Origin of the sequence: Xenorhabdus griffiniae (assembly GCF_037265215.1) — a bacterium.
GTDB classification, from domain to species: Bacteria; Pseudomonadota; Gammaproteobacteria; order Enterobacterales; family Enterobacteriaceae; genus Xenorhabdus; species Xenorhabdus griffiniae.
The window spans coordinates 4,171,547-4,196,476 of the sequence record NZ_CP147737.1 but is presented as its reverse complement, the minus strand read 5'-3'; the positions used below and the strand labels follow the sequence as shown (position 1 = coordinate 4,196,476).

The following is a 24,930-nucleotide window of genomic DNA, read 5'->3' as shown; positions in this document are numbered from 1 at the left end:
AGTATTATGAATACCTATTTATATCCCCACGTAGTGGGGATATATAAACAACGTGGTGATAAATAAAAATAAACGCTGCTCCTTAATATGAGCAGCGTTTATTTTTATAAGTTAATCAAATAAATAATCACATTAAGATATATATCCATCTAACTTCAAGATACGTGTGATGGGTATATGTGGATATAAGATTTCGTGGTTATCCCTTCATTTATTATGATAAAAACTTGACCTTATTTTTCTTTGAATATATAAGTTTTGGCTGAAAATAATCAATATCTTGAGATTAATAAAGGTCTTATGATGGGGACATAAAGATGTCAACGCTGATCCAGTGTAATAAAGTTAACTTTAGCATTAATTCAAAGCCACTATTTAGCAATCTCTCCATAACTATTAAAGAAAATGACAAAATTGCTTTGGTTGGTTATAACGGCACGGGAAAAACCCATTTACTTAAGCTATTAGCGGGTATGGAAAAGCCGGATGATGGGGTAATCGAATATGCTAATGGTTTGAGATTGGAGATGGTTTCTCAGTTTATTGATGACGCATTGCTTGAGATGACCTTACTTGAATCTATTTCCCAGAAGGTAAAACAAATAGATGAATATGGTGATTACAAAGCGGTATCTATGCTTTATGATTTTGGCTTTCAGGATGCTGATTTTACGACAAAAGTTGCTGATCTCAGTGGTGGACAAAAAACAAAATTGATGTTTGCCATGAGTGCGATTGTAGAACCCGATATTATTTTATTTGACGAACCCAGTAACCATTTGGATGCCAACACCCTGAAATTTTTCGAGGATTTTTTTAATAATAGCTTAAAGAGCGCGTTTAATATTGTTTCCCACGACCGAAACTTTCTGGATAACGTCACTAACCAGACGATTTTCTTGCGAGACCGACAATTGACCACATTTTCTTTACCATTTAGCCAGGCATTTACTGCCTTACAAGAGAAAGATAAAGCGGATGAATTACGTTTGAAAGCGGAAGAAAAGAACATTCAGCGTATACAGGAAAGTGCCAGGCGTTTGGCATTGTGGGGAAAAATCCACGATAACGAAAAGTTTGCCAGAAAAGCCAAGTCGATGGAAAAACGGGCCGAAAAACTCGAAAAGAGTAAAACCAAAATCACTGAAGGGGAAACTTACCGATTATCATTGGATGCCGATTCAATAAAATCGAAAAATATGCTGCAAATTGGGGAGGAATGGATTGGTTATCATCAGGATGGGCAGTTTAATCCTTTATTTTCAATTAATGGCATGTATATCCGGCCGGGTGATAGAATAGCCCTGTTAGGTGATAATGGCGTGGGGAAATCCACCTTTATTCATACGCTTGTTGAGGCTTATAACCAGACCAGAAATATTTTCTCCCCGCAGTGTAATATGGGCTATCTCGATCAGGAATTGGAAAAAATTCCGTTGAACGAATCGATCTTCGATGCAGTCAGGAATAACACGCCCAATATTGATGATATCACCTGTAAACAGCAACTGATTGCAACAGGTTTTAAATATGCCGATTTTAACCAACGGGTGGGGCGATTAAGTGGCGGTGAACGTTCGAGATTAATGTTTTTGATCTTAAAATTAAATAAACATAATTTCCTGATCCTCGATGAGCCAACAAACCACCTGGATATTTTTGGCAAAATGGAATTGGAGAATGAATTGATTAATACCGAGATGACAATATTAATCACTTCGCATGATAGGGCGTTTATCGATAACGTCGCTAATCGTTTTTGGCTGATTAAAAATGGCAAACTGGAAGAAGTCACATCCAGTGAAGGGTATTATCAGTTTCTGAATGAAAAAGTGATCCCTTATCAAAAAGCAGTGGTTAAGGAGCAGGAAAGCACTCTTGATGGGGTGGAAACATTAGCAGATGAGGAAGAGATCCTGCAACGCATTGTGGTATTGGAGCAAAATCTGGCGCAGGATTTGGCAAGGAAACCGAAGCACCAGAAGCCCAAAAATCAGGAGAGCTGGAGAAAGGAAATTAAGAAGCTGTATGAAATGTTGGAGTGAATTCATATAATTAACAGCGCCCCTAATTTGGGGTGTTTCTCATCAATGTGGTGACTTTTACAATATTTATTGTGTTTTATCGTCATCTTAAAATAAAAAATCCATTGGATTTAAAAGTGGTTAAATTAGGCTGCTATTTATACACATTAAACTTCAAGTTGCAATTTACAACACTCTATGAAACCTGATTTCTTCCCGCTTCGTGGGAAGAAATCACACGCATCTTGAAGTGAGATTGGTATAAATCTGATGGCTTTAACCGGAGAACTTTGTCTGAATTACCGTGCATATCTCGCTAATCTCACCGTACTCCATTAAATCAGGCAAAAATTGGATTTAATTGGTTGATTAATTTTGTTGATGAGTGTGTAAAATAAACTGACCTTACGGATAACTAACATTACAAAAAAATAATGAAAAGTAACAGGAACAACAGATTATGAGTAACGAAAATTCAATTTATTGTCATGATTGTCAGAAGATACTGAAAAATTGGATTGAGTTTCAGCTTGTAGATGAACAAGGTAAGCCATTAGTAGGAATACCTTATAAATTAAAAAGCCGTGCGAATCAGCGCACCGGTAAAACGGATGGAAAGGGGATATTACGAGAAGAATACCTGCCGTCAACGCCTATAACAGATCCTGATGCAAAAGAATATAAAGGAACAATGAAGAATAAAAATGAAGCATTGAGAGGTTATAAAAGATCACAGGAGTTAATTATAAAAAACCCTTTTGCCCTAAATAAAAAAGAAACGAAAATATATGGAATTAAATATTCTGACGTTCTGAATCATATAAATAAAAGAATTATTGCTTTGGAAGGAAATTGAAATGATTAAGAAAATTATTTTTTTATCTCTGATTGTTTTATGTTCCGATTCTTTTTCTTCTGAATGGTCTGATAATGAATGGACTACTAATGTAGGGTGCTTTACTTTTCATGGAAAGAAGCCAATAAATATAAATTTTGTTAACATGATTTCAAAAATACATGGGTATGATGATGCTTTTGGTTATGTTAAATATGAAAAATCCGATAAATCCATACCTATCATTCTTAATGATGATGAATTTACAATATTAGTTGAAAATGGTACATCGGTATATATTATGGAATGGGATGAAATGATAAATGGAAAGCCAGGTGGATCTTATCTTGTTGAATTAAAAGGTGATAAATATATTGCATTCACATATAGAGATAAACAAAATAAATATATTGGTTTTGAGGAAAATAAGAAAGCTTATGATGAAGAAAAACAAGACTGTATCTGGAAGTAATTCACCAATATTAATTTAATCCGCAAAAAATTGTCGGATATTAATACACAAAAATTTCTTTTCAGACCATATCCGTCTATGAAATTAGACTATAATCTATCGATAAAATACGGCTCCAAATGCAAGGGAATCTTTCCTATTGTAGAAGATAATTCTGACGCACTGTGCTTGCCTTCTTCGTGTTACCGGGCAAAGTATTAACCCGGTGACACGGAAAGCAGAAAATTTTGCCGACGCTATGATAAACCAGTGCTTTCATCGGCTTTGTCCATGTCACTCCTCTTGCTCTTTAGCTGCTTGAGTTTTCTCTTTTTCGGTCATTGCCTGTTTCTTTTTCAATTTCTGCCAGATGCGGCTTTCCTGCCCTCGCCACAGACGTTGAATATTATCGTGATGACGTACAAGTACCAGACATGACAGCATGGCAACAGGAAAAGTGAATTCAGGTTTGAACCACCAGACGTAAAAAGGTGCAATTAATGCACTGACGATGGCACCCAATGAGGAGTAGCCGCTTAACAGCACTGTTAGTATCCATGTCCCTGCGATCAATCCCATCAGATCCCAACCGATGGCAGCAATGGCACCGAAAGCGGTTGCAACGCCTTTCCCTCCCTTGAAATGGAAGAAGATGGGATAAATATGTCCCAGACAAGCAGCAATAGCGGTAATACCTAAATAAAATGGGGAAACGTTGAGTTTGTATGCCAGCCAAACCGGTATTAGCCCTTTTAGGACATCACAAACCAGCACTGCCAATGCAGCCCATTTACCACCAATGCGCAGTACATTTGTTGCCCCAGGGTTGCCGGAACCATGCTGACGGGGATCGGGAAGCCCTGCCAAACGGCAGATCAATATCGCGCTGGATATAGAGCCACATAAGTACGCGAAGATGATCATGCCAAGCGCGATTGCACTCATAAGATATCTCCAATGAATAAGGGTCGTTTTCTTAAGTCTAACAATGGATAATACGCACATTTCGTCGGAAGTGGTATCTGGCGAACCGAAAAATGGGGAAAAGGTCGTGATGGATATCGTATTTATTGAAGAATTAACTGTGATTACCACTATTGGTGTTTATGACTGGGAACAAACAATTAAACAGAAATTAGTGTTCGATATCGAAATGGGATGGGACAACAAACGCGCCTCTTCCAGTGATAATGTTGAACACTGTCTGGATTATGCCAAGGTGAGTGAGGCGATTATTAATCATGTGGCCGGCCAACGTTTTGCTCTGGTCGAACGAGTCGCAGAAGAAGTGGCCGGTATTTTGCTACACCAATTTCACTCTCCTTGGGTTAAGGTTAAGGTCAGTAAACCAGGTGCGGTTGCACATGCAAAAAGTGTCGGCGTAGTGATTGAGCGAAGTGCGGGCTAATTGAAAAAGCGTCCCAATTTAATGAATGGCTTGGGACGCTAAATTGATGGGGAAATTTAATCAATCGATTGTTGTTTCCAGTCTGCGATGGCAATGTGTCGCTGACGTTCCAATTCTGTGCGGATCTCGGCACCCTGAAATCCACGGGCAATCACTTCCTGAACGCTGACTTGGCTGGCAATGGCGAACACTTTGCGTAAATACTCAGCTTGTGGGTAAGGTGAAGTTTCTGCCCCTGGGTATCCACGGTTGTCTGCTTCGCTACAGGTAATCAGTTGTTCAATGCGTTGTGGTTTGCGCCAGGCATCCACGGCATTAAACAAGTTCAGCAAGGTTTCTGGTGGTAATTGTTCTACGGTATGTACCCAATTGTGATATTGCGTCACAATCGTGGCTAGGTCGCGAGCTGAGTTGGGAATACGCAGTCGTTCGCACATTTGTTGCAGTGGCTTTATTGCGATATGGCTACATAGTGAGGCGAAACGAATGTCTGTCTCTTCGCTCAATTGGGTGGATATTTGCAACACGCGCAATGAATGAAGTCCGGTATCATGAACGCCAAACAGCTTATCGATTTCAGGAAAGAGTACAGCTAACGCTCCGCAATCACGCAGAATTTGAAAATAGATTTGTGGTGATTGTGAAGTGAGCGCCTTTTCCGTTTCTTGCCAAACGCGCTCAGGTGTTAATGAGGATAATTCACCGCTGGCGACCATCTCTGTAATGAGCGTTTGCGTTTCTGGTGCAATTGAAAAGCCTAAATGGGCAAAACGAGCCGCAAAACGAGCCAAACGCAGCACACGTAATGGATCTTCTGCAAACGCAGAGGAAACATGGCGCAAGATACGATTGCTGAGATCATTGACACCATGATAAGGATCGATTAATTCGCCTTCATGAGTTTGTGCAATAGCGTTAATCGTTAAATCACGGCGCAGCAGATCTTCTTCCAGCGTCACATCGGGGGCTGCATAACAGGTAAAACCGGTATATCCCTGACCGGATTTCCTTTCAGTGCGTGCCAGCGCATACTCTTCATGGGTTTTAGGGTGCAGGAAAACAGGAAAATCTTTCCCAACTTTTTGATATCCCTGAGACAATAATTCCTCTGGGTTGCTACCAACGACAACCCAGTCCCGTTCGGTAATGGGCAAACCCAATAATTGATCGCGAACGGCGCCGCCAACCAAATAGACTTTCACGTTTATTTCCTTCAATCAGCTCATCCAACGATCTTTCTTTTTCCGGCGAGGAATGATGTGTGGCAAGATAAGCCCCAAAATCAGGCCAATTCCCGCAACGCCACCGCCATAGGCAAACCACTGTAAGATGATCTCTCTTTGTTTATCATCCAACTGCAAATTGGCAACTTCGACCTTTTTCTCAGCCACGGTTAATTTACTCTGGAGCTGAGTATTCTCTTTTTTCAGATCACTGATGATCTTATCGCTGTTTGCCACTTTGTTCTGCAATTCAGCGGTGCGTTTATTCCACTTATCGTCAATGGTGGCCAGATTCTCAGTCAGTGTTTTGATCTCTTGTTCCATTGCAGGAAGGCGTTCACGCAGGCTTGGAATGGCGCTGAGTTCACTTGCGAGTATCCAGCTTGTACGCCCTTTGCGGTCCTGAATTTGCAGGAAACCATTATCTGATTTAGGGCTGACTAATATGACTTCTTCGCCGGCATTCAATGAGCCAATGATACGGTTTTTAATGCTGGGGCCGCTACGAATATAAGCTGATAACTCATCGGAAACATAACGCTTTTCTTCAGCATGTACGGATAATGGAAGAGTAAAACTCAATAACAAGATAAATAATCGATGTAGTTTTTGCATTCTGTGCTCAACTGTTCTCTGTGTATGGATCAATCAAGTATGGACTAATCGTAATTTAAACTACTTAAAGGATAGTAAAGAGTTAAGTTTGTGGGTGCAATCAGTAAACCAGAATGAATGCGATATCAACTGGCCGAATACACGCCTTTTGAGGTTTTTTTTGGCGAAGTGAAAGTGATGTTTGTTGAGATAACACCCTATTGTGGTTTATTTTTCTCTTCTGTGAAAGAAAGTGTAAACAGGATTAAGAAAAAAAATTCTGTAATATCCATTGAGGAATAAAAAATATGAGTTCGGTAGAAATAGAATTGAAGCTGTCTGTGAAGCCTGACGCGATACCGGCAGTTCGCCAGCAGTTATTGCAGTTTCCTCATGATTACACTTCCCCACAACACCTGACTAATATTTATTTTGAGACGCCTGATAATCAATTGCGGCGTTGGGATATGGGGTTGCGTATCCGTGGTTTCGACGGACACTATGAGATGACCATCAAAACTGCAGGTAAAGTAATAGGTGGGTTACACCAACGCCCTGAATTCAACATTCCTTTATCCCAACCTAAATTAGACCTGACCCTATTTCCCGCCCCTATCTGGCCTGAAAATACCGATCTCGCCCATCTACAGGCACAATTGACGAAATTATTCAGCACCGACTTTAACCGTGAAAAATGGCTTGTGACCTATGGAGAAAGCGAAATTGAAGTGGTGTTGGATCAGGGAATTATTTTTTCTGGCAATAAAGATTCAGGAGATCAAACGTCACCTATTTGTGAGTTTGAACTGGAGCTAAAAAATGGAAATATCATCGATATTCTGTCATTGGCAAACAGACTTGCTGCGCAAAATGGTCTGCGTTTAGCAAATCAAAGCAAGGCGGCACGGGGGTATGCGCTTGTTGGTTTATCCCATAAGACATTGCCAAAAGTACCGAGAGAGTTGGAATGGCGGCAGCCGTTGTCTGTGCTTTTACCTGAAATTTTGGCGCAATGGCAGGAGCAAGAAGAAGGATGGCTGGCGGGTTTTTCAGAAGGTAAGACGGGATTAGCGCAGGTTTTGCAGTGGGTGATAAAGCTGATTGAAAGACAAACTGAACGTCTACCGATCTTGGATTTATTACTGGAATTAAAGGCGGCTTTATCTATGAACAATGCGGAGGCTGAAACATTGTCTTATAGCACTTCTTGGTTGCAATGTAAGCTAGCATTAATGCAGTGGCTGCTGGCTCAGTCCCGATAATCCCTTTTATTAAAAAAACGGTCATAAGGAAAACCAGTTATGCGGCCACTTTCATCGCCTTTAGCCCGACAATTACAGCATATCGTTGCGGATCTTCCGCCATTAGGGGAGACAATCACACCCTTTTCACCTGATGAGCAGGCGGTGCTGTCATTGAGTGAGTTTGTGGCAGAAAACGTGTTATCACATCCCGCATGGCTAGAGGATATTCGCCAAAATCCGCCCCAACCGGAAGAGTGGCAACATTATTCCCATTGGCTGGCACAAGCGCTGCTGGCGGTAAATGATGAAAATGGTTTAATGCGATGCTTACGTCTTTTCCGCCATCGGGTACTGGTCAGAATTGCATGGTCGCAGGCATTGCAAAGCAGTACGACAGAACAGACATTGCAGCAATTAAGCATGTTGGCTGAAACCTTGATTATAGCCGCCCGTGATTGGCTTTATCTGCGTTGTTGTCAGGATTGGGGAACACCTGCCAATCGTGATGGAGTAGTACAGCCGTTGCTGATTTTGGGCATGGGAAAATTGGGGGGTGGAGAACTTAATTTTTCCTCTGACATTGACCTTATTTTTGCTTATCCAGAAAATGGCGTAACGCAAGGCGGGCGTCGGGAAATGGATAATTCCCAGTTCTTTACCCGCTTAGGGCAGAAATTGATTAAGGCACTGGATCAACAAACCGTAGACGGTTTTGTTTATCGTGTCGATATGAGATTACGTCCATTTGGTGACAGTGGTCCTTTAGTGTTCAGTTTTCCGGCATTGGAAGATTATTATCAGGAACAAGGGCGTGACTGGGAGCGTTATGCTTTGGTGAAAGCGCGTATTTTGGGCAATGATGATCGGGTCTATTGTCAGGAATTACGCCAGATGTTGCGGCCATTTGTTTTCCGTCGTTATATCGATTTCAGTGCAATTCAAGCTTTGCGCAATATGAAGGGCATGATTGAACGGGAAGTCCGTCGTCGGGGATTAAAAGACAATATTAAATTAGGTGCGGGTGGAATTCGTGAAATTGAGTTTATCACCCAAGTTTTTCAGCTTATCCGTGGAGGAAGGGAGCCGAGCCTGCAATCCCGCTCATTGCTGCCGACATTAAAGGCTATCGACGATTTGGCTTTATTACCAACGGAACAATTAAAGCAGCTTGAAGACAGTTACCTGTTTTTACGGCGGCTTGAAAACTTGCTGCAATCTATTCGTGACCAACAAACGCAGACCTTACCGGATAATGAGTTGGATCGTGCCCGTCTCTTCTGGGGCATGAATTTTGCCAATTGGGATGAGTTACTGGCAGAAACCGAGCGCAAAATGGGTGCGGTGCGAAGTATTTTCCAACAGTTGATTGGCGATGAAATAGAAGAGCATAGTGAAGCGTCCGGCCATATCCCGTTCAAGAGCTTATGGCATGAAGCTTTGCACACAGATGAACTTATCGCATTGATTCCTCATCTTGATAAAGAAAAAGCCCAGAAAATGCTTGATGTTATGGCGATCTTCCGTCAGGACGTCAGTAAGCGAACTATTGGCCCACGAGGAAGGGATGTGCTGGATCAGTTGATGCCACGTTTGTTGGCAAAAATTGCAGCCAGGGAAGATGCCGATACCGTTTTGGCGCGGATTACTTCTCTGTTGCTCAGCATCGTCAGCCGCACGACTTACCTGGAGCTGATACTGGAATCAGAGCAGGTTATGATCCATGTTATCCGGCTTTGTGCTGCTTCTCCGATGATAGCCAGCCAGCTTGCCCGACATCCGTTGTTGCTGGATGAGTTACTCGATCCCAAATCACTGTATCAACCGTTACCGATGGAAGCTTATCGTGATGAGCTTTATCAATATTTATTGCGCCTGCCTGAAGATGATGAAGAGCAATTGCTGGAGGCGTTACGTCAATTTAAGCAGGCACAACTATTGCGGATTGCAGCAGAAGATATTGCGGGCGTCTTGCCAGTGATGAAAGTGAGCGATCACCTGACTTATCTGGCGGAAGCCATTATTGAGGCTGTTGTGCAACTGGCGTGGAATCAAATGGTAAAACGCTATGGCGCACCTACTCATTTATCCCAGCGGCAGGGGTTGGGTTTTGCCATTATTGGTTATGGCAAATTAGGTGGCTGGGAGCTGGGTTATGGTTCTGATTTGGATCTGGTGTTCTTGCTGGATTGTCCAATGGGAGTGATGACAGAAGGCCCCCGTTCCATTGAGGCGCGCCAGTTTTATTTGCGCCTGACTCAACGCATTTTGCATTTGTTCAGTACCCGAACTGTGTCGGGGGTATTGTATGATGTTGATGCCCGTTTGCGGCCATCCGGTGAATCGGGCATGTTGGTCAGCACTCTTGAAGCCTTTGATGATTACCAAAAAAATGAAGCGTGGACCTGGGAACACCAGGCGCTGGTTCGTGCACGCATGGTTTTCGGTGACGAGAAAATGCGTCATGATTTTGAACGCATTCGCCGTGAAACCTTATGTCTTCCCCGTGATCCCGATCTTTTGCGCCAACAGGTGCGTGAGATGCGAGAAAAAATGTATCGGCATTTGGGTAGCCGTCAACAAGATCAATTTGATATCAAAGCTGATCCAGGAGGGATCACGGATATTGAATTTATTGCGCAATATCAGGTGCTGCGTTATGCACCGGAAAATATCAGGCTGACTCGCTGGTCTGATAACGTGCGAATTTTCGAACTAATGGCGCAGCATAATATTATGGATGAGCAGGAGGCGATGGCGCTGACGCAGGCTTACATTACCATGCGTGATGCATTGCATAATTTAGCGTTGCAAGCGTTATCCAGCCGAGTTGCCGTTGGACATTTCAGCCAGCAGCAAGCCTTGGTGCGTGATAGCTGGCAAAAATGGTTGGAGAACGACCATGCATAAATGATCTGAGCTAGAGTAGCCGTTTTTCCTGATCGCGTTTGCTGGTGCTAAGTCTGGTTATGGTAATATCCGCAACAGTTTATTTTGATATTTGGAGCATGGGATGAAAGTAACACTCCCGGATTTTCACCGCGCAGGTGTTTTGGTTGTTGGCGATGTGATGTTAGATCGCTATTGGTATGGCCCAACGAGCCGCATTTCACCGGAAGCGCCCGTTCCGGTCGTTAAGGTAGAAACCATAGAAGAGCGCCCTGGTGGTGCGGCTAACGTCGCCATGAATATTGCTTCCTTGGGGGCGAATTCACGTTTGGTCGGTTTGACGGGCATTGATGATGCAGCGCGGGCATTGAGTGAGAAACTGAGCAGTGTGAAAGTCCGTTGTGATTTTGTTTCTGTTCCAACTCATCCAACTATCACGAAACTGCGTGTCTTATCGCGTAATCAACAATTGTTGCGTCTGGATTTTGAAGAGGGCTTCCAGAATATAGATGCTCAGCCGATGCTGGAAAAAATTCAGCAATCCTTGCCTCATATTGGCGCTTTGGTACTGTCGGATTACGCTAAAGGTGCGCTAAACCAGATTCAGGCGATGATTAAGCTCGCCAATGAAGCGAATGTTCCTGTACTTATCGATCCAAAAGGCAGCAATTTTAGCCGCTATCGTGGAGCAACATTGCTGACGCCAAATATGTCAGAGTTTGAAGCCGTTGTAGGGCACTGCAAGGATAATGATGATCTGGTACAGAAAGGCATGAAGCTAGTGCAGGATTTGGATCTAAAAGCGCTGTTGATCACACGTTCTGAACGAGGTATGAGTTTATTGCAAGTTGGACAGCCGCCTTTGCATTTGCCAACTCAGGCACAGGAAGTCTTTGATGTCACGGGTGCGGGAGATACGGTGATAGGTGTATTGGCAACGGCATTAGCTGCGGGTAAGCCGTTAAACGAAGCTTGTTACCTCGCCAATGCAGCGGCCGGTGTGGTGGTGGGTAAATTGGGTACGTCCACTGTATCGCCGGTTGAACTGGAAAATGCGGTGCGTGGACGTGCAGAAACTGGATTTGGTGTAATGAGTGAAGCCAAACTGAAAGAAGCCGTTGCACAGGCGCGTCAGCGTGGTGAACGGATTGTCATGACGAATGGTTGTTTTGATATCCTCCATGCGGGACATGTTTCTTACCTGTCCAACGCCCGTAAATTGGGGGACCGTTTGATCGTTGCCGTCAATAGTGATGCATCCACTAAGCGCCTGAAAGGGGAAACCCGTCCGGTGAATCCGCTGGAACAACGCATGACAGTATTATCAGCGCTGGAATCTGTGGACTGGGTTGTGGCATTTGAAGAAGATACACCGCAGCGCTTAATCGCGGGTATCTTGCCAGATATTTTGGTCAAAGGTGGGGATTACAAACCTGAAGAGATTGCCGGTAGCGAAGAAGTTTGGGCTGCGGGTGGTGAGGTTAAGGTATTAAACTTCGAAGATGGTATTTCCACAACCAATATCATCAAGACCATTAAGAGCCAGTAAGTTTGGCATCATGTGCCGTTATGCTTTTGGGGCATAGCGGCATATCACCTCACACAATTGTCTTCATGGCATTCTCTCTTGCCACATTATTCAGCCTGCTGTGTTTTCTTACCTGTTTCTTCAAGGTGAGCTTCCAATTCATTCAGGCGTTGTTCCATTGCGGCCAGTTTTTCACGGGTGCGCAACAAGACTTGTGTCTGTACATCAAATTCTTCGCGGTTAACAAGATCCAACTTGCTCAACTGGGATTGCAGAACAGCACGCAATTTTTTTTCCACATCATCGCCAAATTCTTTGACACCTTTTGGCATGGCGTTGTGGAGTTGGCGAGCAATTTGTTCAATTTTCTTTGGATCGAGCATGATGATCATCCTTTATATAATGTAATGATGTTTTATAGCGTAACGGTATTGGCACTATTTTAATACCCTTATGACGAAAGCTTAAATGATTGCGAGCCAGGTTTCATATTTGATTTTGTTGATTGCTCCTGCCGATTATTAGCGCTATAGTGAAATTGTTTATCTCAGGGCAGGGTGAAAGTCCCTACCGGCGGTAACGTAAAATGTCGAATAATCATTTTATGCAGCCCGCGAGCGCTCTGTTTGTCATTATCCCTTTGTTGTTTTGGGGTAAAACAGAGGTCAGCAGATCCAGTGTGATTCTGGAGCCGACGGTGATAGTCCGGATGGGAGAGAATAACAGCATCAATCGAGTGCTTGCGCTCGTCTGTTGTTTCTGTTGCCATATTTTTGCGCAGCACGAACTCCTCAAAATTGCCCTGATTCTGGTAATCCATACATTTAAAGAGGTTTCTTTACCATGAATCAGACGCTACTTTCCTCATATGGGACGCCATTTGAACGTGTTGAACGTGCGCTTGCTGCTTTGCGTGCAGGTCAAGGCGTGATGGTACTGGATGACGAAAACCGTGAAAATGAAGGTGACATGATTTTCGCCGCCGAAACAATGACGGTAGAGCAAATGGCATTAACTATCCGCCACGGCAGTGGAATTGTTTGCCTGTGCTTGACCGAAGAGCGCCGTCAGCAGTTAAAACTGCCCATGATGGTGGAAAACAATTCAAGCCAATATCAAACCGCTTTCACCGTCTCAATTGAAGCCGCACAAGGCGTGACAACAGGGGTATCTGCGGCAGATCGCATCACCACGATCCAGGCCGCTATTGCCGATGATGCACAACCCAGTGATCTGAGCCGACCTGGACACGTCTTTCCTCTGCGCGCGCAATCGGGAGGGGTTTTAACCCGTCGCGGTCATACCGAAGCGACTATTGATTTGGTTAAAATGGCGGGGTTCAAACCAGCAGGAGTGTTATGTGAATTGACGAATGACGATGGATCAATGGCTCGAGCTCCTGAAGTGATTGAATTCGCAAAGCGACATAATATGCCGGTAGTCACGATTGAAGATTTGGTAGATTACCGTTTAAACATGGCAAAGGTAGCCAGCTAACGGGTTTTAAAAGAGTCCCTAAATAATACTGGAAGACATACGCATGTACTTTGAAAGGCTACAGTCCACACCCTGTAGCCTTTCAATATTTCTAAGGCATTCCATCATTTTTGATTGACGATATTCAAGGAAGGAATGTCCTAATCCTGTCATAATTTTTTTGTCATAATCCGAATTCATTATTCGAATGTTCAATTTGTTGTATAAGGGGCGAAAATGAGTCTCCTGAGAATGCCTGCTCTATTCATTGGTCATGGCAGCCCAATGAATGCTATTGAAAATAACTGTTACTCACGTGCCTGGTTTGAACTGGGGAAGAAATTATCCAGGCCAAGGGCGATTTTGGTTATTTCTGCGCACTGGTACACGAAGGGTACAGCCGTGACAACGATGGCACGGCCCCGAACTATCCACGATTTTGGTAATTTTCCCAGAGAATTGCATGAAAAACAGTATCCGGCTAAGGGATTTCCTGAACTGGCTGTATTGGTACAGGATATCCTTGAACCGATTGAGGTTGAGACTGATTTTGAACAATGGGGATTGGATCATGGCTCTTGGGGGATATTGGCAAAAATGTATCCTGATGCCGATATTCCGGTTGTCCAATTGAGCATGGATCGTAATCAACCAGCTTCTTTTCATTATGAAATAGGTAAAAAATTAACTTTATTGCGAGACGAAGGCGTCTTAATCCTGGGGAGTGGAAATATTGTGCATAACCTGCCGGCCGCAAAACTGGGGGCAGAGCCTTTTCCTTGGGCCAGCTCTTTTGAGCAGTTTGTGCGTGAAAGTTTAACCAGCCTGGAAGAGCCTCATCCTTTGTTTAATGCTTTGGACAGGGAAGATGGTCAATTATCTAACCCAACACCAGAACATTTTTTGCCATTGCTGTATGTGATGGGGACATGGAATAAAAAAGAGCCAATTTCAACACCCGTTGAAGGAATTGAAGACGGCTCTTTAAGTATGTTATCGATTCAGCTTGGCTGATTGAATCAATCCAAAATAATATGCGGGTAGAAGCGTGACAGATCTTGAGTAATTAATTCTCGGTCTTCACGGATACAGATACCCGCAGATTGATCATCCACTAACCAGCTACCGACCAGCGCATAGTTACCCTCAAATTTTGGCAATGCGTGGAACTGTTGGATAATCATGCCTTCTTTCCCATAAGGGCCATCCGCACTGGCGATTTCTTGGCCGTTTTCAATGATGCGAATATTGGCACCTTCACGGGAGAACAGTGGCTTAATGACATAGCTGTTCATGTCTGAAGGGCGTTCATCCGCAAAATAGGCAGGCAACAAGTTAGGATGATTTGGGAACATTTTCCACAGCATTGGCAGCAGTGCTTTGTTGGAGATAATGCTTTTCCATGCTGGCTCCAGCCAACGGACGCCCGCATCAGCCAGCTTGGTGGAAAACATCTCACGCAGCATAAATTCCCACGGGTACAGCTTAAATAGGTTACTGATCACTTGATCCTGCAAGTCAGTAAACTGCCCTTTCTCACCCAACCCGATATCCTCAATAAACAGGAATTCGGTAGGAATACCGGCTTCCGCAGCACAATCCTGCAAATATTGGATGGTGCCACGATCTTCTTCAGTATCCTGACAGCAGGCCATGTGCAGCAGGCCAAACCCATGTTTTTCACGTAACTGTGCAAAACGTTCAATCAGCTTTTCTTGCAGGCTGTTGAACTGATCGGCGTTTGACGGCAAATTACCGGCATTCATCTGGTCTTCCAGCCAGATCCACTGAAAGAAAGCTGATTCATACAGTGACGTTGGGGTATCGGCGTTGTTTTCCAGTAATTTTGGGGGATTTTTGCCATCATAAGCCAAATCCAGACGGGAATAGAGTGAAGGTTGGCTGGTTACCCATGAAGAACGGATAAATTCCCAACAGTGTTTTGGGATCTGGAATTTAGTCAGCAACTCTTCACTATCGACCACTTTTTCCACAACCTGCAAACACATTTGGTGCAGTTCTGCCGTTACATCTTCAATTTCTTCAATTTGATCCAGGGTGAACTGGTAATAAGCATCTTCACTCCAGTAAGGCTGACCATACATGGTGTGAAAATTAAAACCAAACTCTGCTGCTTTTTCGCGCCAATCCGGGCGTTCGGTAATACCAATGCGTTTCATCTTTGCTTAACCACCCATCGAACGGGAAGAACTGGAACTTGAGCTGGCAGATGAACGCTGCATGGCAGATTGTTTCGCCACGGATTCACCGAACCCACCACGGGTAATCGTGGTTGTGGTTGCAGGTTTTGGCGCCATCGCCGTTTTTGGCACGGTCATGCTGCGACCACCTGCGGTGGCAGGGCCATAGCTTTTACCTGTTGCATCGACAAACTTACCATTTGCTGGGCTGGAAGCCGATTGTGATGTGAACAGCGGTTGTGATGGTGCAGAGCTACCGCCCATTAAGCGCCCCATCATATAGCCTGCCATCAAAGGCATCCAGAAACTGCCGCTACTGTTTTGTGCCTGAGCTTGCTGACCGACACCCGCCTGAGCTGGGGTTTGCGTACATTGTTGTTCACCGAATTCAGCCACACACTCTTCGCGAGTCGCATATTTCGGTGCGGTTTTTTCCGCTTCTTTCAGGGCGTTGTTGTAAGCAGTTTTGCATTGTTCGCTTTGAGAAGGATTCGCCTGGGAGCACTCATCGGCATTCGTATAAAGTGATACCGTTTCATCATTTTGTTCACAGGCAGCAAGCATAAAAACAGCACTGACAGCAAGCGCGACAGGTGTCAGGCGATAGCTTCTCCACGTTTTACGGAAAGAATCGCGGTTTATCTCTTTTGTCCGTTTCATTGTCATAGGGGCATCCATCTTGAAGGTCTCTGATTAAGATTAAGAGCCTTACCCCATTTTATTGTGTTCAATGGGAACGGCTCTCAGGGATGTGCTAAAAAACAGCCCGAGAAATTGCGGGCTGTTTTCTATTAGTATAGCGTTTTTAATATAACGTTTTTCAATGGAGAACGATAGTGCATTAATTCAGCGAATTGATGGTGTTTTCATCTCTTTAATGATATTGCTGGCAGAGGTTGAGATCTGCGCGCCTAGCATCTTATTCAACTCTATCAAATCATTTTCATTCAAAACGCCGCGTGCCTGTTTATTTTGTAACAGGGAAAGCAAATAGTCGTAACGTGCTTTAGACAGATTCTGCTTGGCTTGATAAAGTTTAGTTGTCGAATCCAGCACATCGACGATTGTGCGGGTTCCTACCTGATAACCGGCTTCCATTGAGTCCAATGAACTTTGCGCAGAGAGTACCGCTTGCTTGTTGGCGTCAACACTACTGATAGCAGCAGCAATGTTATTGGTAGAAGAATGCACTTCTTGTGTGACTTTACGATACGTATTTTCCAAGTCCTGACTAGCGCTGACAAAATTATATTTCGCTTGCTCTACTTGAGAATAGGTCGCTCCACCACTGAACAGCGGTAAACTCAAAGAAAGCTTAACGCTATTGCCGCCTCTATATTCGTCCATTCGTTTATTTCCGCGCGTATGATCGTTAGAAATACTTGTATCTGCGCTTAAATTAACCGTTGGCATATAGCCTGTCTGCATTTCTTTGATTTGTTCGCGTCTTAGATCTTGCATTAAGCGGGCTGACAGCAGGTTCAGGTTACGGACTTCTGCTTCTTTGAGCACTTTATCACCTGATTTTGGTTGTTTGGTTTTGAACAGATCAATATTTAGTGCAGCCAACTGTGGGTAGTAATTGCCTGTAATCATACGCAGTTTTTCCAGCGCATTTTCCAGATTGTTGCGATCAGAAACTTCGGTTGCCAGAATCGAGTCATATTGAGCGCGGGCATTCTGCACGTCAGTAATGGCAACCAGACCGACATTAAAACGCTGAGTGGTTTGATCCAGTTGACGGTACAATGAAGCTTTTTGCGCTTCGGTAAATGTCAATGTATCAATTTTATTCAGAACGTCAAAATAGGCTTGTGCAGTGTTGAGGATTAATTGCTGTTGAGCTGCTTGATATTTGATGTCTTCAATACCCGCATTTTTCTCTGCTTGATTCAGCTGATTCCATTTTGCCATATCAAAAATGGTTTGCGTCAGTTGCAGACTCGCATTTGTGCCATGAGATTCTGAATTTCTGGCATCGCGAAAACCCTTGCCATAATTGACACCCGCATTCAGACCTAATTGGGGCAATAAAGAGCTACGAGCTTGATTAATCTTTTCAACTACTGAATTACGGTCGGCCTGTGCCTTAAGCAATTCAGGGTTTGTTTCTTTTGCCTGCTGATAAATTTGGAGTAAATCCGCAGCATGGCTTGAAGTACTAAAACCTACCAGATTCATAGCGATAAAAAGAGAGAGCAATTTTTTCATTTGCGTTCCTTGTTGTGCAGCTATTTTGCTTAAGTTGCCTCTGCATAAAAACTAATACCACAGATTCTAGCAGAGAATGCCAGCAGGGTAGGGTGGCTGTTTGTGCCATATTGCCTCATTTTTCTGCTTGTTTGTATCATCAAAATGAATTTATTTAGATCAATATGAAAAAATACCTTTTAATAATAGGAAATTTTAAAAACTAATCAGGTGATTTTATGAGTAAAGATCTTGTCTCGCCATATACTTTTACTAAACAAGATGTCGAAATGATTTCTCAAAAAACGCTTTACCGCGGTTTTTTTAACATGACTGAATATCAATTCAGGCATCGCTTATTTCGCGGTGGTTGGAGTGAAATCATTAAACGTGAGGTTTTTGAGCGAGGTCATGCCGGCGTTTTATTGCCTTATGATCCGGTGCGCGATGAAGTTGTTTTGATTGAACAAATCCGAATTCCGGCGATTGAGACCAGTCATACGCCGTGGTTGCTGGAAGTGATTGCTGGCATGATCGAAGCGGGAGAAGACGCTGAACAAGTCGTCCGTCGCGAAGTCGTAGAAGAAGCAGGAATTGAGGTTAAGCGCTGTCAGCCTGCATTAAGTTATCTTTCCAGCCCTGGCGGTACGACAGAGCGTATGCATATCTTTGTTGGTGAAGTCGATGCCGCCACCGCGTCAGGGGTTCACGGTCTGGAAGGTGAACATGAAGATATTCGCGTTCTGGTTGTGAGTCGTGAACAGGCTTATCAATGGGTAGAAGCGGGCATTATCGATAATGCGGCTTCAGTTATTGCAATACAGTGGCTGGCATTGCACCATGAAAAACTTAGGAAAAAGTGGTTGGGTAATCATTCCTAATTTATGTTGGAAAACGGGAAGTGTGCCCCAGCCAGCAGATCTTTTGCACCAAGACACGTTAAAATCATCCTTATGATCGACAGGAAAAGGAAACCTTTTGGAAAGCCTGCTTGAAATACCTGTGGCAGAAGGCGCCACAGCCAGAATACTGCAAATTACCGACACGCACCTTTTTGCTAATAAGGGAGATTCATTGCTGGGAGTCAATACCTATCGCAGTTATCATGCGGTATTGGATATGATTTTGCAGCAAGATCTCGATATTGATTTGATCGTTGCGACAGGTGACTTGGTACAGGATCAGACCATTAATGCTTACCAGCATTTTGCTGAGGGCATTGCGCGTTTACCTGCACCTTGTGTTTGGTTACCCGGTAATCATGATTATCAACCCGCGATGGTTGACACGTTGGCAGCAGCAGGCATTTCACCTTCCAAGCAGATATTTATCGGTCAGCATTGGCAGTTGATTATGCTGGACAGTCAAGTGCAAGGTGTTCCTCATGGTGAGTTGACGGATTATCAGCTTGAGTGGATGAAAAAATGCCTGGATGAACACAGTGATCGCCATGCAATAATTATGCTGCACCATCACCCGATTCCGTCTGGATGCACATGGTTGGATCAACACAGTTTGCGTAATGCTCCCGAATTATCAGAATGTTTGAAAGGCAAAACCCAGGTGAAAGTTATACTGTGTGGGCATATCCATCAAGAGGTGGATGACATATGGAACGGTATTCGTGTTATGGCAACCCCATCAACCTGTGTGCAATTTAAGCCACATTGTACTAATTTTATGCTTGATACAGTGGCTCCGGGATGGCGTTATCTCGAACTGTCTGTGGCTGGCAATAATAAAGAAGCACAATTGCAGACACAGGTTCACAGGCTTAAGAATAACGAGTTTTGCCCGGATTTAGATTCGGACGGGTATTAATGTCGACATTACTCTACTTACATGGTTTCAATAGTTCCCCACAATCAGCGAAAGCGAATGCGCTGAAAACGTGGTTACACCAGCAGCATCCTGAAATTGACATGCTGGTGCCGCAATTACCCCCTTACCCCGAAGATGCGGCCATCTTACTGGAAGAGCTGGTCATGGAACTTGCTGGTGAAAATATCGGACTAGTGGGTTCTTCTTTGGGGGGGTATCTGGCTATCTGGCTTTCTCAGTGCTTTGGTTTGCCCGCCGTGGTTGTCAATCCTGCGGTACGTCCTTTCGACTTGCTTCAGAATTATCTTGGGGAAAACGTGAATCCCTATACCGAAGAGCGCTATACTCTCAAACCAAGCCATATACATGATCTCAAAGTGATGCACATTGACCCGCTGGAATCACCGGATCTTATTTGGTTATTGCAGCAAACAGGGGATGAGGTACTTGATTACCGTCAAGCCGTTGCTTACCTGATGCAGTGCCGACAGACGGTTGAATCTGGTGGAAATCATGCTTTTATTGGCTTCGAATATTATTTCCCTCAAATCATTGACTTCTTAGGGCTAACCAGTGGCAATAGTAAAAAAATTGCCAAAAATAGGTAAACGACTGGTATTATCAACAGTATATCAATACTGATTGGCCCTCTAATAACGAAGCAACCGACAGAATTACAACATGACTCAATCTAGTTACAACGCAGAGGCCATTGAAGTCCTCAGTGGCCTGGAGCCAGTTCGTCGCCGTCCCGGAATGTATACCGATACAGCCCGCCCGAACCATCTGGCACAGGAAGTGATCGATAACAGTGTGGACGAAGCTCTGGCTGGTCACGCGAAGCATATTGAAGTAATCCTTCACAGCGATCAGTCTCTGGAAGTGATAGATGATGGCCGTGGTATGCCGGTTGATATCCATCCTGAAGAAAAAGTTTCTGCTGTTGAATTGATTTTGACCCGCCTACATGCGGGCGGAAAATTTTCCAATAAAAATTACCAATTCTCTGGTGGCTTACATGGAGTTGGGATCTCGGTGGTCAACGCCCTGTCCAGGCGCGTGGAAGTGACTGTTCGTCGTAACAGTCAGGTACACCAAATCGCCTTTGAAAATGGTGAGAAAGTACAAGAATTGGAAGTCATCGGCAGTTGTGGCAAACGCAATACCGGCACGAGTGTCCATTTTTGGCCAGATGAAAGCTATTTCGACACGCCCCGTTTTTCTGCCACCCGCTTGACGCATTTACTAAAAGCCAAGGCGGTGTTGTGCCCAGGTGTGGAGATTGTTTTTAAGGACAAACTGAACGATACCGAGCAGAAATGGTGTTATGCCGACGGGTTGACAGATTATCTGCTGGAAGCGGTTAACGGGCTGGTAACATTGCCACAGGCCCCTTTTGTCGGCACATTAAGTGGAGATACGGAAGCGGTTGATTGGGCCGTGCTCTGGCTACCGGAAGGTGGAGAATTATTGACGGAAAGCTACGTCAACTTGATCCCAACGGTACAAGGCGGCACCCATGTTAACGGCTTGCGTCAGGGATTGTTGGATGCCATGCGTGAATTCTGCGAATTCCGCAATATATTACCACGTGGAGTTAAACTCTCTGCCGATGATATCTGGGATCGCTGTGCTTACGTGTTATCGCTTAAAATGCAAGATCCGCAATTTGCCGGCCAAACCAAAGAGCGTCTTTCTTCTCGCCAGTCTGCGGCTTTCGTTTCTGGCGTGGTAAAAGATGCATTCAGCTTGTGGCTGAACCAGCATATTCAAGATGCGGAGCAACTCGCTGAAATGGCGATTGCCAGTGCGCAGCGTAGAATGCGTGCGGCGAAGAAAGTCGTACGCAAAAAGCTGACCAATGGCCCTGCGTTGCCGGGTAAATTGGCAGACTGTACTGCGCAAGATCTCAATGTTACTGAATTGTTTTTAGTGGAAGGGGATTCCGCAGGAGGCTCTGCGAAACAAGCTCGTGATCGTGAGTTTCAGGCGATCATGCCACTGCGCGGAAAAATCCTGAATACATGGGAAGTCTCTTCGGATGAAGTTCTGGCTTCGCAGGAAGTTCATGATATTTCTGTTGCGATTGGTATTGATCCGGATAGTGACGATCTAAGCCAGCTACGCTACGGTAAAATCTGCATACTGGCGGACGCAGACTCTGATGGATTACACATTGCAACATTGCTGTGCGCCTTGTTTGTCCGTCATTTCCCGACATTGGTGAAACGCGGACATGTTTATATGGCCATGCCGCCGCTATATCGCATCGACCTCGGCAAAGAAGTACATTATGCGCTGGACGAAGGGGAAAAAAGCGCCATCCTGGATCGTTTGAGTCGCAAGCGGGGCAAACCGAACGTTCAGCGTTTTAAAGGGTTGGGTGAAATGAACCCAATACAGTTGCGTGAAACCACGTTAGATCCTAATACTCGCCGTCTGGTGCAATTGACTATCGACGATGAAAATTATCAAGAAACCCTCTCAGTCATGGATATGCTTCTGGCGAAGAAACGTTCAGAAGATCGCCGTAATTGGCTGCAAGAGAAGGGTGATTCCATCGATATCGAAGTTTAGCGCATGAATTTAGTGCATAAGATAAAGTGCACACAGAGAAAGATAGCGCAAAGGTAGTCAATACAGATCCTGAGGAAATTATTACATGAGTGAGATAACTCACGACGGTGTGGAGCGTCAGCCGCTCCATGCGTTCACTGAAAATGCCTATTTGAATTACTCCATGTACGTCATCATGGACAGGGCGTTGCCTTTTATCGGTGATGGCTTAAAGCCGGTTCAGCGTCGTATTGTCTATGCGATGTCAGAACTTGGGCTGAGCAGCAGTGCCAAATTTAAAAAATCTGCCCGTACTGTCGGTGATGTTCTCGGTAAATATCACCCGCATGGCGATGGAGCTTGTTATGAAGCTATGGTTTTGATGGCACAACCTTTCTCATACCGCTATCCGTTAGTCGACGGACAAGGCAACTGGGGGGCGCCGGATGATCCAAAATCCTTTGCGGCGATGCGTTATACCGAATCCCGTTTGTCTAAATATGCTGAATTGTTACTGTCTGAGTTGGGGCAAGGAACCGTAGACTGGGTGCCAAACTTTGATGGTACATTGCAGGAGCCTAAGTGTTTGCCTGCACGTCTGCCCAATATCTTGCTCAATGGCACCACAGGCATTGCCGTGGGGATGGCGACCGATATCCCGCCACACAATGCGCGTGAGGTCGCGAATGCACTGATTGCCATGCTGGATAAACCTGATTTATCGCTTGATGAGGCGATGGAATATGTCAAAGGGCCGGATTATCCAACAGAAGCTGAGATCATCACATCAAAAGAAGATATCCGCAAAATCTATAAAAATGGCCGTGGTTCGGTGCGGATGCGGGCGGTTTGGTCAAAAGAAGACAGTAACGTAGTGATCACCGCCTTGCCTCACCAGGTATCTGGCGCGAAGGTATTAGAACAAATTGCCAGCCAAATGCGGGCGAAAAAGTTGCCGATGGTGGATGATCTGCGTGACGAGTCTGATCATGAAAATCCAACTCGTTTGGTGATTGTTCCGCGTACTAACCGCGTGGATGTCGAGCAGGTAATGAACCACCTGTTTGCAACCACTGATTTGGAAAAAAGTTATCGCATCAATCTCAACATGATCGGTCTGGATAACCGCCCTGCGGTTAAGGGTTTGGTTGAGATCCTCAGTGAATGGCTGGTTTTCCGCCGTGAAACCGTGCGTAATCGCCTGAACCATCGCCTGGAAAAAGTGCTTAAGCGTTTGCATATCTTGGAAGGTTTGCTGACGGCCTATCTTAATATTGATGAAGTTATCCATATTATTCGTAATGAAGATGAACCGAAGTCAGTATTGATGCAGCGTTTTGACTTAACCGAAACGCAGGCCGAAGCCATTCTTGAACTGAAATTGCGTCACCTGGCGAAACTGGAAGAAGTTAAAATCCGTGGCGAACAGGATGAACTGGCGAAAGAACGTGACAAGCTTCAGGCGATTTTGGGTTCTGAACGTAAGTTAAATACCTTACTGAAAAAAGAAATTATTGCCGATGCAGAAAGCTACGGTGATGACCGTCGCTCCCCGCTGAAAGAGCGCACGGAAGCGAAGGCTATGAGTGATCACGATATCCTGCCGTCTGAGCCGATTACTGTCATCATGTCAGAGATGGGCTGGGTACGTAGTGCGAAAGGGCACGAGATTGATCCGGCCGGCTTAAATTACAAATCTGGTGACAGCTTCCGCAGTGCAGTGCGTGGCAAGAGTAACCAGCCCGTGGTCTTTATTGATACCACAGGGCGCAGTTATTCCGTTGATCCGTTGGATTTGCCATCAGCCAGAGGGCAGGGAGAACCGTTAACGGGCAAACTGGCGTTGCCGGCTGGGGCATCGGTTGAGCATCTTTTGATGGCGAAAGAAGATCAGAAATTCTTGATGGCATCTGATGCGGGATATGGTTTTATCTGTACTTTCAATGATTTGATTGCCAAGAACCGTGCGGGTAAGGCCATGATTACTTTGCCCGAGAATGCTAAAGTGATGCCGCCGTTGGAGATTAACAACGAACAGGAAGACATGTTACTGGCAATTACCAAAGCGGGCCGTATGTTGATGTTTCCAGTGACTGATTTGCCACAGCTTTCAAAGGGCAAGGGCAATAAGATTGTTTCTATTCCGGCGGCACAGGCTGCATCAGGCGAAGATATGCTGGCTTGGTTACTGGTCTTGCCACCACAATCTTCTATCACGCTTTACTTTGGCAAACGCAAGTTACTGCTTCGCTCTGAGGATTTACAGAAATTCAGGGCAGAGAGAGGGCGCAAGGGAGCGTCTCTGCCACGCGGGTTACAGCGTGTTGAGCGCGTTGAAGTGGTTTGTAATACAAGCGATTAAGCTGCAAATTGCAGAGTGAAGAAAGGCATCTGCCAATCGTCTCTCAAGATGTGTCTTATATCTCTCCGCTACGCGGGGAGATATAAACCATCACATTGATTTGCAATTTACAACACTCGATGAAATCACAC

The 24,930-nt window shown here is 44.6% G+C and carries 21 protein-coding genes and 1 riboswitch; of the genes, 14 read left to right on the top strand and 7 right to left on the bottom strand.

Annotation, left to right across the window (positions count from 1 at the left end; genetic code table 11):
* Positions 1-317 precede the first annotated feature (317 nt).
* The 3 genes from WDV75_RS19105 (at position 318) to WDV75_RS19095 (ending at position 3,331) form a co-directional block, all read left to right on the top strand.
* Positions 318-2,045 carry an ABC-F family ATP-binding cassette domain-containing protein gene (locus WDV75_RS19105; protein WP_273558469.1) on the top strand — a complete coding sequence of 576 codons (1,728 nt, stop codon included), beginning with the start codon at positions 318-320 and terminating at the stop codon, positions 2,043-2,045.
* Between the two features lie 439 nt (positions 2,046-2,484).
* The gene (locus WDV75_RS19100) at positions 2,485-2,880 is read left to right on the top strand and encodes a hypothetical protein (protein ID WP_273558467.1); all 396 of its coding nucleotides are present in this window, start codon (positions 2,485-2,487) and stop codon (positions 2,878-2,880) included.
* 1 nt (position 2,881) lies between these two features.
* Positions 2,882-3,331: a hypothetical protein gene (locus tag WDV75_RS19095; RefSeq protein ID WP_273558465.1), complete on the top strand. Its 450-nt coding sequence runs from the start codon at positions 2,882-2,884 to the stop codon at positions 3,329-3,331.
* Between the two features lie 273 nt (positions 3,332-3,604).
* On the opposite strand, the gene plsY is transcribed toward WDV75_RS19095, so the two are convergent.
* Positions 3,605-4,255 (bottom strand): glycerol-3-phosphate 1-O-acyltransferase PlsY, encoded by a 651-nt coding sequence (gene plsY, locus WDV75_RS19090; protein WP_273558463.1) that lies wholly within the window; start codon positions 4,253-4,255, stop codon positions 3,605-3,607.
* A 109-nt stretch (positions 4,256-4,364) separates the two neighbouring features.
* Between plsY and folB the strand changes: the two genes are divergently transcribed.
* Positions 4,365-4,718, top strand: a complete 354-nt coding sequence (gene folB / locus WDV75_RS19085) for a bifunctional dihydroneopterin aldolase/7,8-dihydroneopterin epimerase (RefSeq protein WP_189760208.1) — start codon at positions 4,365-4,367, stop codon at positions 4,716-4,718.
* Positions 4,719-4,774: 56 nt separating this feature from the next.
* Here the strand turns inward: folB and WDV75_RS19080 are convergent, their stop codons facing one another.
* Both WDV75_RS19080 and WDV75_RS19075 read right to left on the bottom strand, forming a co-directional pair.
* Complete coding sequence (locus WDV75_RS19080; RefSeq protein ID WP_273558461.1) at positions 4,775-5,920, bottom strand: multifunctional CCA addition/repair protein; 1,146 nt, start codon at positions 5,918-5,920, stop codon at positions 4,775-4,777.
* A 15-nt stretch (positions 5,921-5,935) separates the two neighbouring features.
* Complete coding sequence (locus WDV75_RS19075; protein WP_273558459.1) at positions 5,936-6,556, bottom strand: TIGR04211 family SH3 domain-containing protein; 621 nt, start codon at positions 6,554-6,556, stop codon at positions 5,936-5,938.
* A gap of 287 nt (positions 6,557-6,843) precedes the next feature.
* Here WDV75_RS19075 and WDV75_RS19070 point away from each other — a divergent pair, with 287 nt between their 5' ends.
* From WDV75_RS19070 to hldE, 3 genes are all read left to right on the top strand, one after another.
* Positions 6,844-7,797: an inorganic triphosphatase gene (locus WDV75_RS19070; protein WP_273558457.1), complete on the top strand. Its 954-nt coding sequence runs from the start codon at positions 6,844-6,846 to the stop codon at positions 7,795-7,797.
* A 39-nt stretch (positions 7,798-7,836) separates the two neighbouring features.
* Positions 7,837-10,686 carry a bifunctional [glutamate--ammonia ligase]-adenylyl-L-tyrosine phosphorylase/[glutamate--ammonia-ligase] adenylyltransferase gene (gene glnE / locus WDV75_RS19065; protein ID WP_273558455.1) on the top strand — a complete coding sequence of 950 codons (2,850 nt, stop codon included), beginning with the start codon at positions 7,837-7,839 and terminating at the stop codon, positions 10,684-10,686.
* A gap of 103 nt (positions 10,687-10,789) precedes the next feature.
* Positions 10,790-12,214 carry a bifunctional D-glycero-beta-D-manno-heptose-7-phosphate kinase/D-glycero-beta-D-manno-heptose 1-phosphate adenylyltransferase HldE gene (gene hldE, locus WDV75_RS19060; protein ID WP_273558453.1) on the top strand — a complete coding sequence of 475 codons (1,425 nt, stop codon included), beginning with the start codon at positions 10,790-10,792 and terminating at the stop codon, positions 12,212-12,214.
* An 86-nt stretch (positions 12,215-12,300) separates the two neighbouring features.
* Here hldE and ubiK read toward each other — a convergent pair whose 3' ends face one another.
* Complete coding sequence (gene ubiK, locus WDV75_RS19055; protein WP_273558451.1) at positions 12,301-12,576, bottom strand: ubiquinone biosynthesis accessory factor UbiK; 276 nt, start codon at positions 12,574-12,576, stop codon at positions 12,301-12,303.
* A 156-nt stretch (positions 12,577-12,732) separates the two neighbouring features.
* A riboswitch (FMN riboswitch) is annotated at positions 12,733-12,918 on the top strand.
* Positions 12,919-13,036: 118 nt separating this feature from the next.
* Between ubiK and ribB the strand changes: the two genes are divergently transcribed.
* Positions 13,037-13,690, top strand: coding sequence for a 3,4-dihydroxy-2-butanone-4-phosphate synthase (gene ribB / locus WDV75_RS19050; protein ID WP_273558449.1), 654 nt, complete (start codon positions 13,037-13,039; stop codon positions 13,688-13,690).
* 216 nt (positions 13,691-13,906) lie between these two features.
* Positions 13,907-14,683 (top strand): 4,5-DOPA dioxygenase extradiol, encoded by a 777-nt coding sequence (gene ygiD / locus WDV75_RS19045; protein WP_273558447.1) that lies wholly within the window; start codon positions 13,907-13,909, stop codon positions 14,681-14,683.
* 5 nt (positions 14,684-14,688) lie between these two features.
* On the opposite strand, the gene WDV75_RS19040 is transcribed toward ygiD, so the two are convergent.
* The 3 genes from WDV75_RS19040 to tolC all read right to left on the bottom strand — a co-directional run bounded on the left by WDV75_RS19040 (position 14,689) and on the right by tolC (position 18,081).
* A complete protein-coding gene (locus WDV75_RS19040; protein WP_273558445.1) occupies positions 14,689-15,849 on the bottom strand; it encodes a glutathionylspermidine synthase family protein in 1,161 nt (386 codons plus the stop codon).
* Between the two features lie 6 nt (positions 15,850-15,855).
* Positions 15,856-16,530 (bottom strand): DUF1190 family protein, encoded by a 675-nt coding sequence (locus WDV75_RS19035; protein WP_189760207.1) that lies wholly within the window; start codon positions 16,528-16,530, stop codon positions 15,856-15,858.
* Between the two features lie 186 nt (positions 16,531-16,716).
* Positions 16,717-18,081: an outer membrane channel protein TolC gene (gene tolC / locus WDV75_RS19030; protein ID WP_273558443.1), complete on the bottom strand. Its 1,365-nt coding sequence runs from the start codon at positions 18,079-18,081 to the stop codon at positions 16,717-16,719.
* Positions 18,082-18,299: 218 nt separating this feature from the next.
* On the opposite strand from tolC, the gene nudF reads away from it, so the two are divergent.
* From nudF to parC, 5 genes are all read left to right on the top strand, one after another.
* Complete coding sequence (nudF, locus tag WDV75_RS19025) at positions 18,300-18,941, top strand: ADP-ribose diphosphatase (RefSeq protein WP_273558441.1); 642 nt, start codon at positions 18,300-18,302, stop codon at positions 18,939-18,941.
* A 97-nt stretch (positions 18,942-19,038) separates the two neighbouring features.
* Positions 19,039-19,881 carry a 3',5'-cyclic-AMP phosphodiesterase gene (gene cpdA / locus WDV75_RS19020; RefSeq protein WP_273558439.1) on the top strand — a complete coding sequence of 281 codons (843 nt, stop codon included), beginning with the start codon at positions 19,039-19,041 and terminating at the stop codon, positions 19,879-19,881.
* Positions 19,881-20,489: an esterase YqiA gene (gene yqiA / locus WDV75_RS19015; protein ID WP_273558437.1), complete on the top strand. Its 609-nt coding sequence runs from the start codon at positions 19,881-19,883 to the stop codon at positions 20,487-20,489. Before cpdA ends, yqiA begins: the two co-directional genes overlap by 1 nt.
* A gap of 73 nt (positions 20,490-20,562) precedes the next feature.
* The gene (gene parE, locus WDV75_RS19010) at positions 20,563-22,458 is read left to right on the top strand and encodes a DNA topoisomerase IV subunit B (protein ID WP_273558435.1); all 1,896 of its coding nucleotides are present in this window, start codon (positions 20,563-20,565) and stop codon (positions 22,456-22,458) included.
* Positions 22,459-22,543: 85 nt separating this feature from the next.
* Positions 22,544-24,799, top strand: coding sequence for a DNA topoisomerase IV subunit A (gene parC / locus WDV75_RS19005; protein WP_273558433.1), 2,256 nt, complete (start codon positions 22,544-22,546; stop codon positions 24,797-24,799).
* Positions 24,800-24,930: the final 131 nt, after the last annotated feature.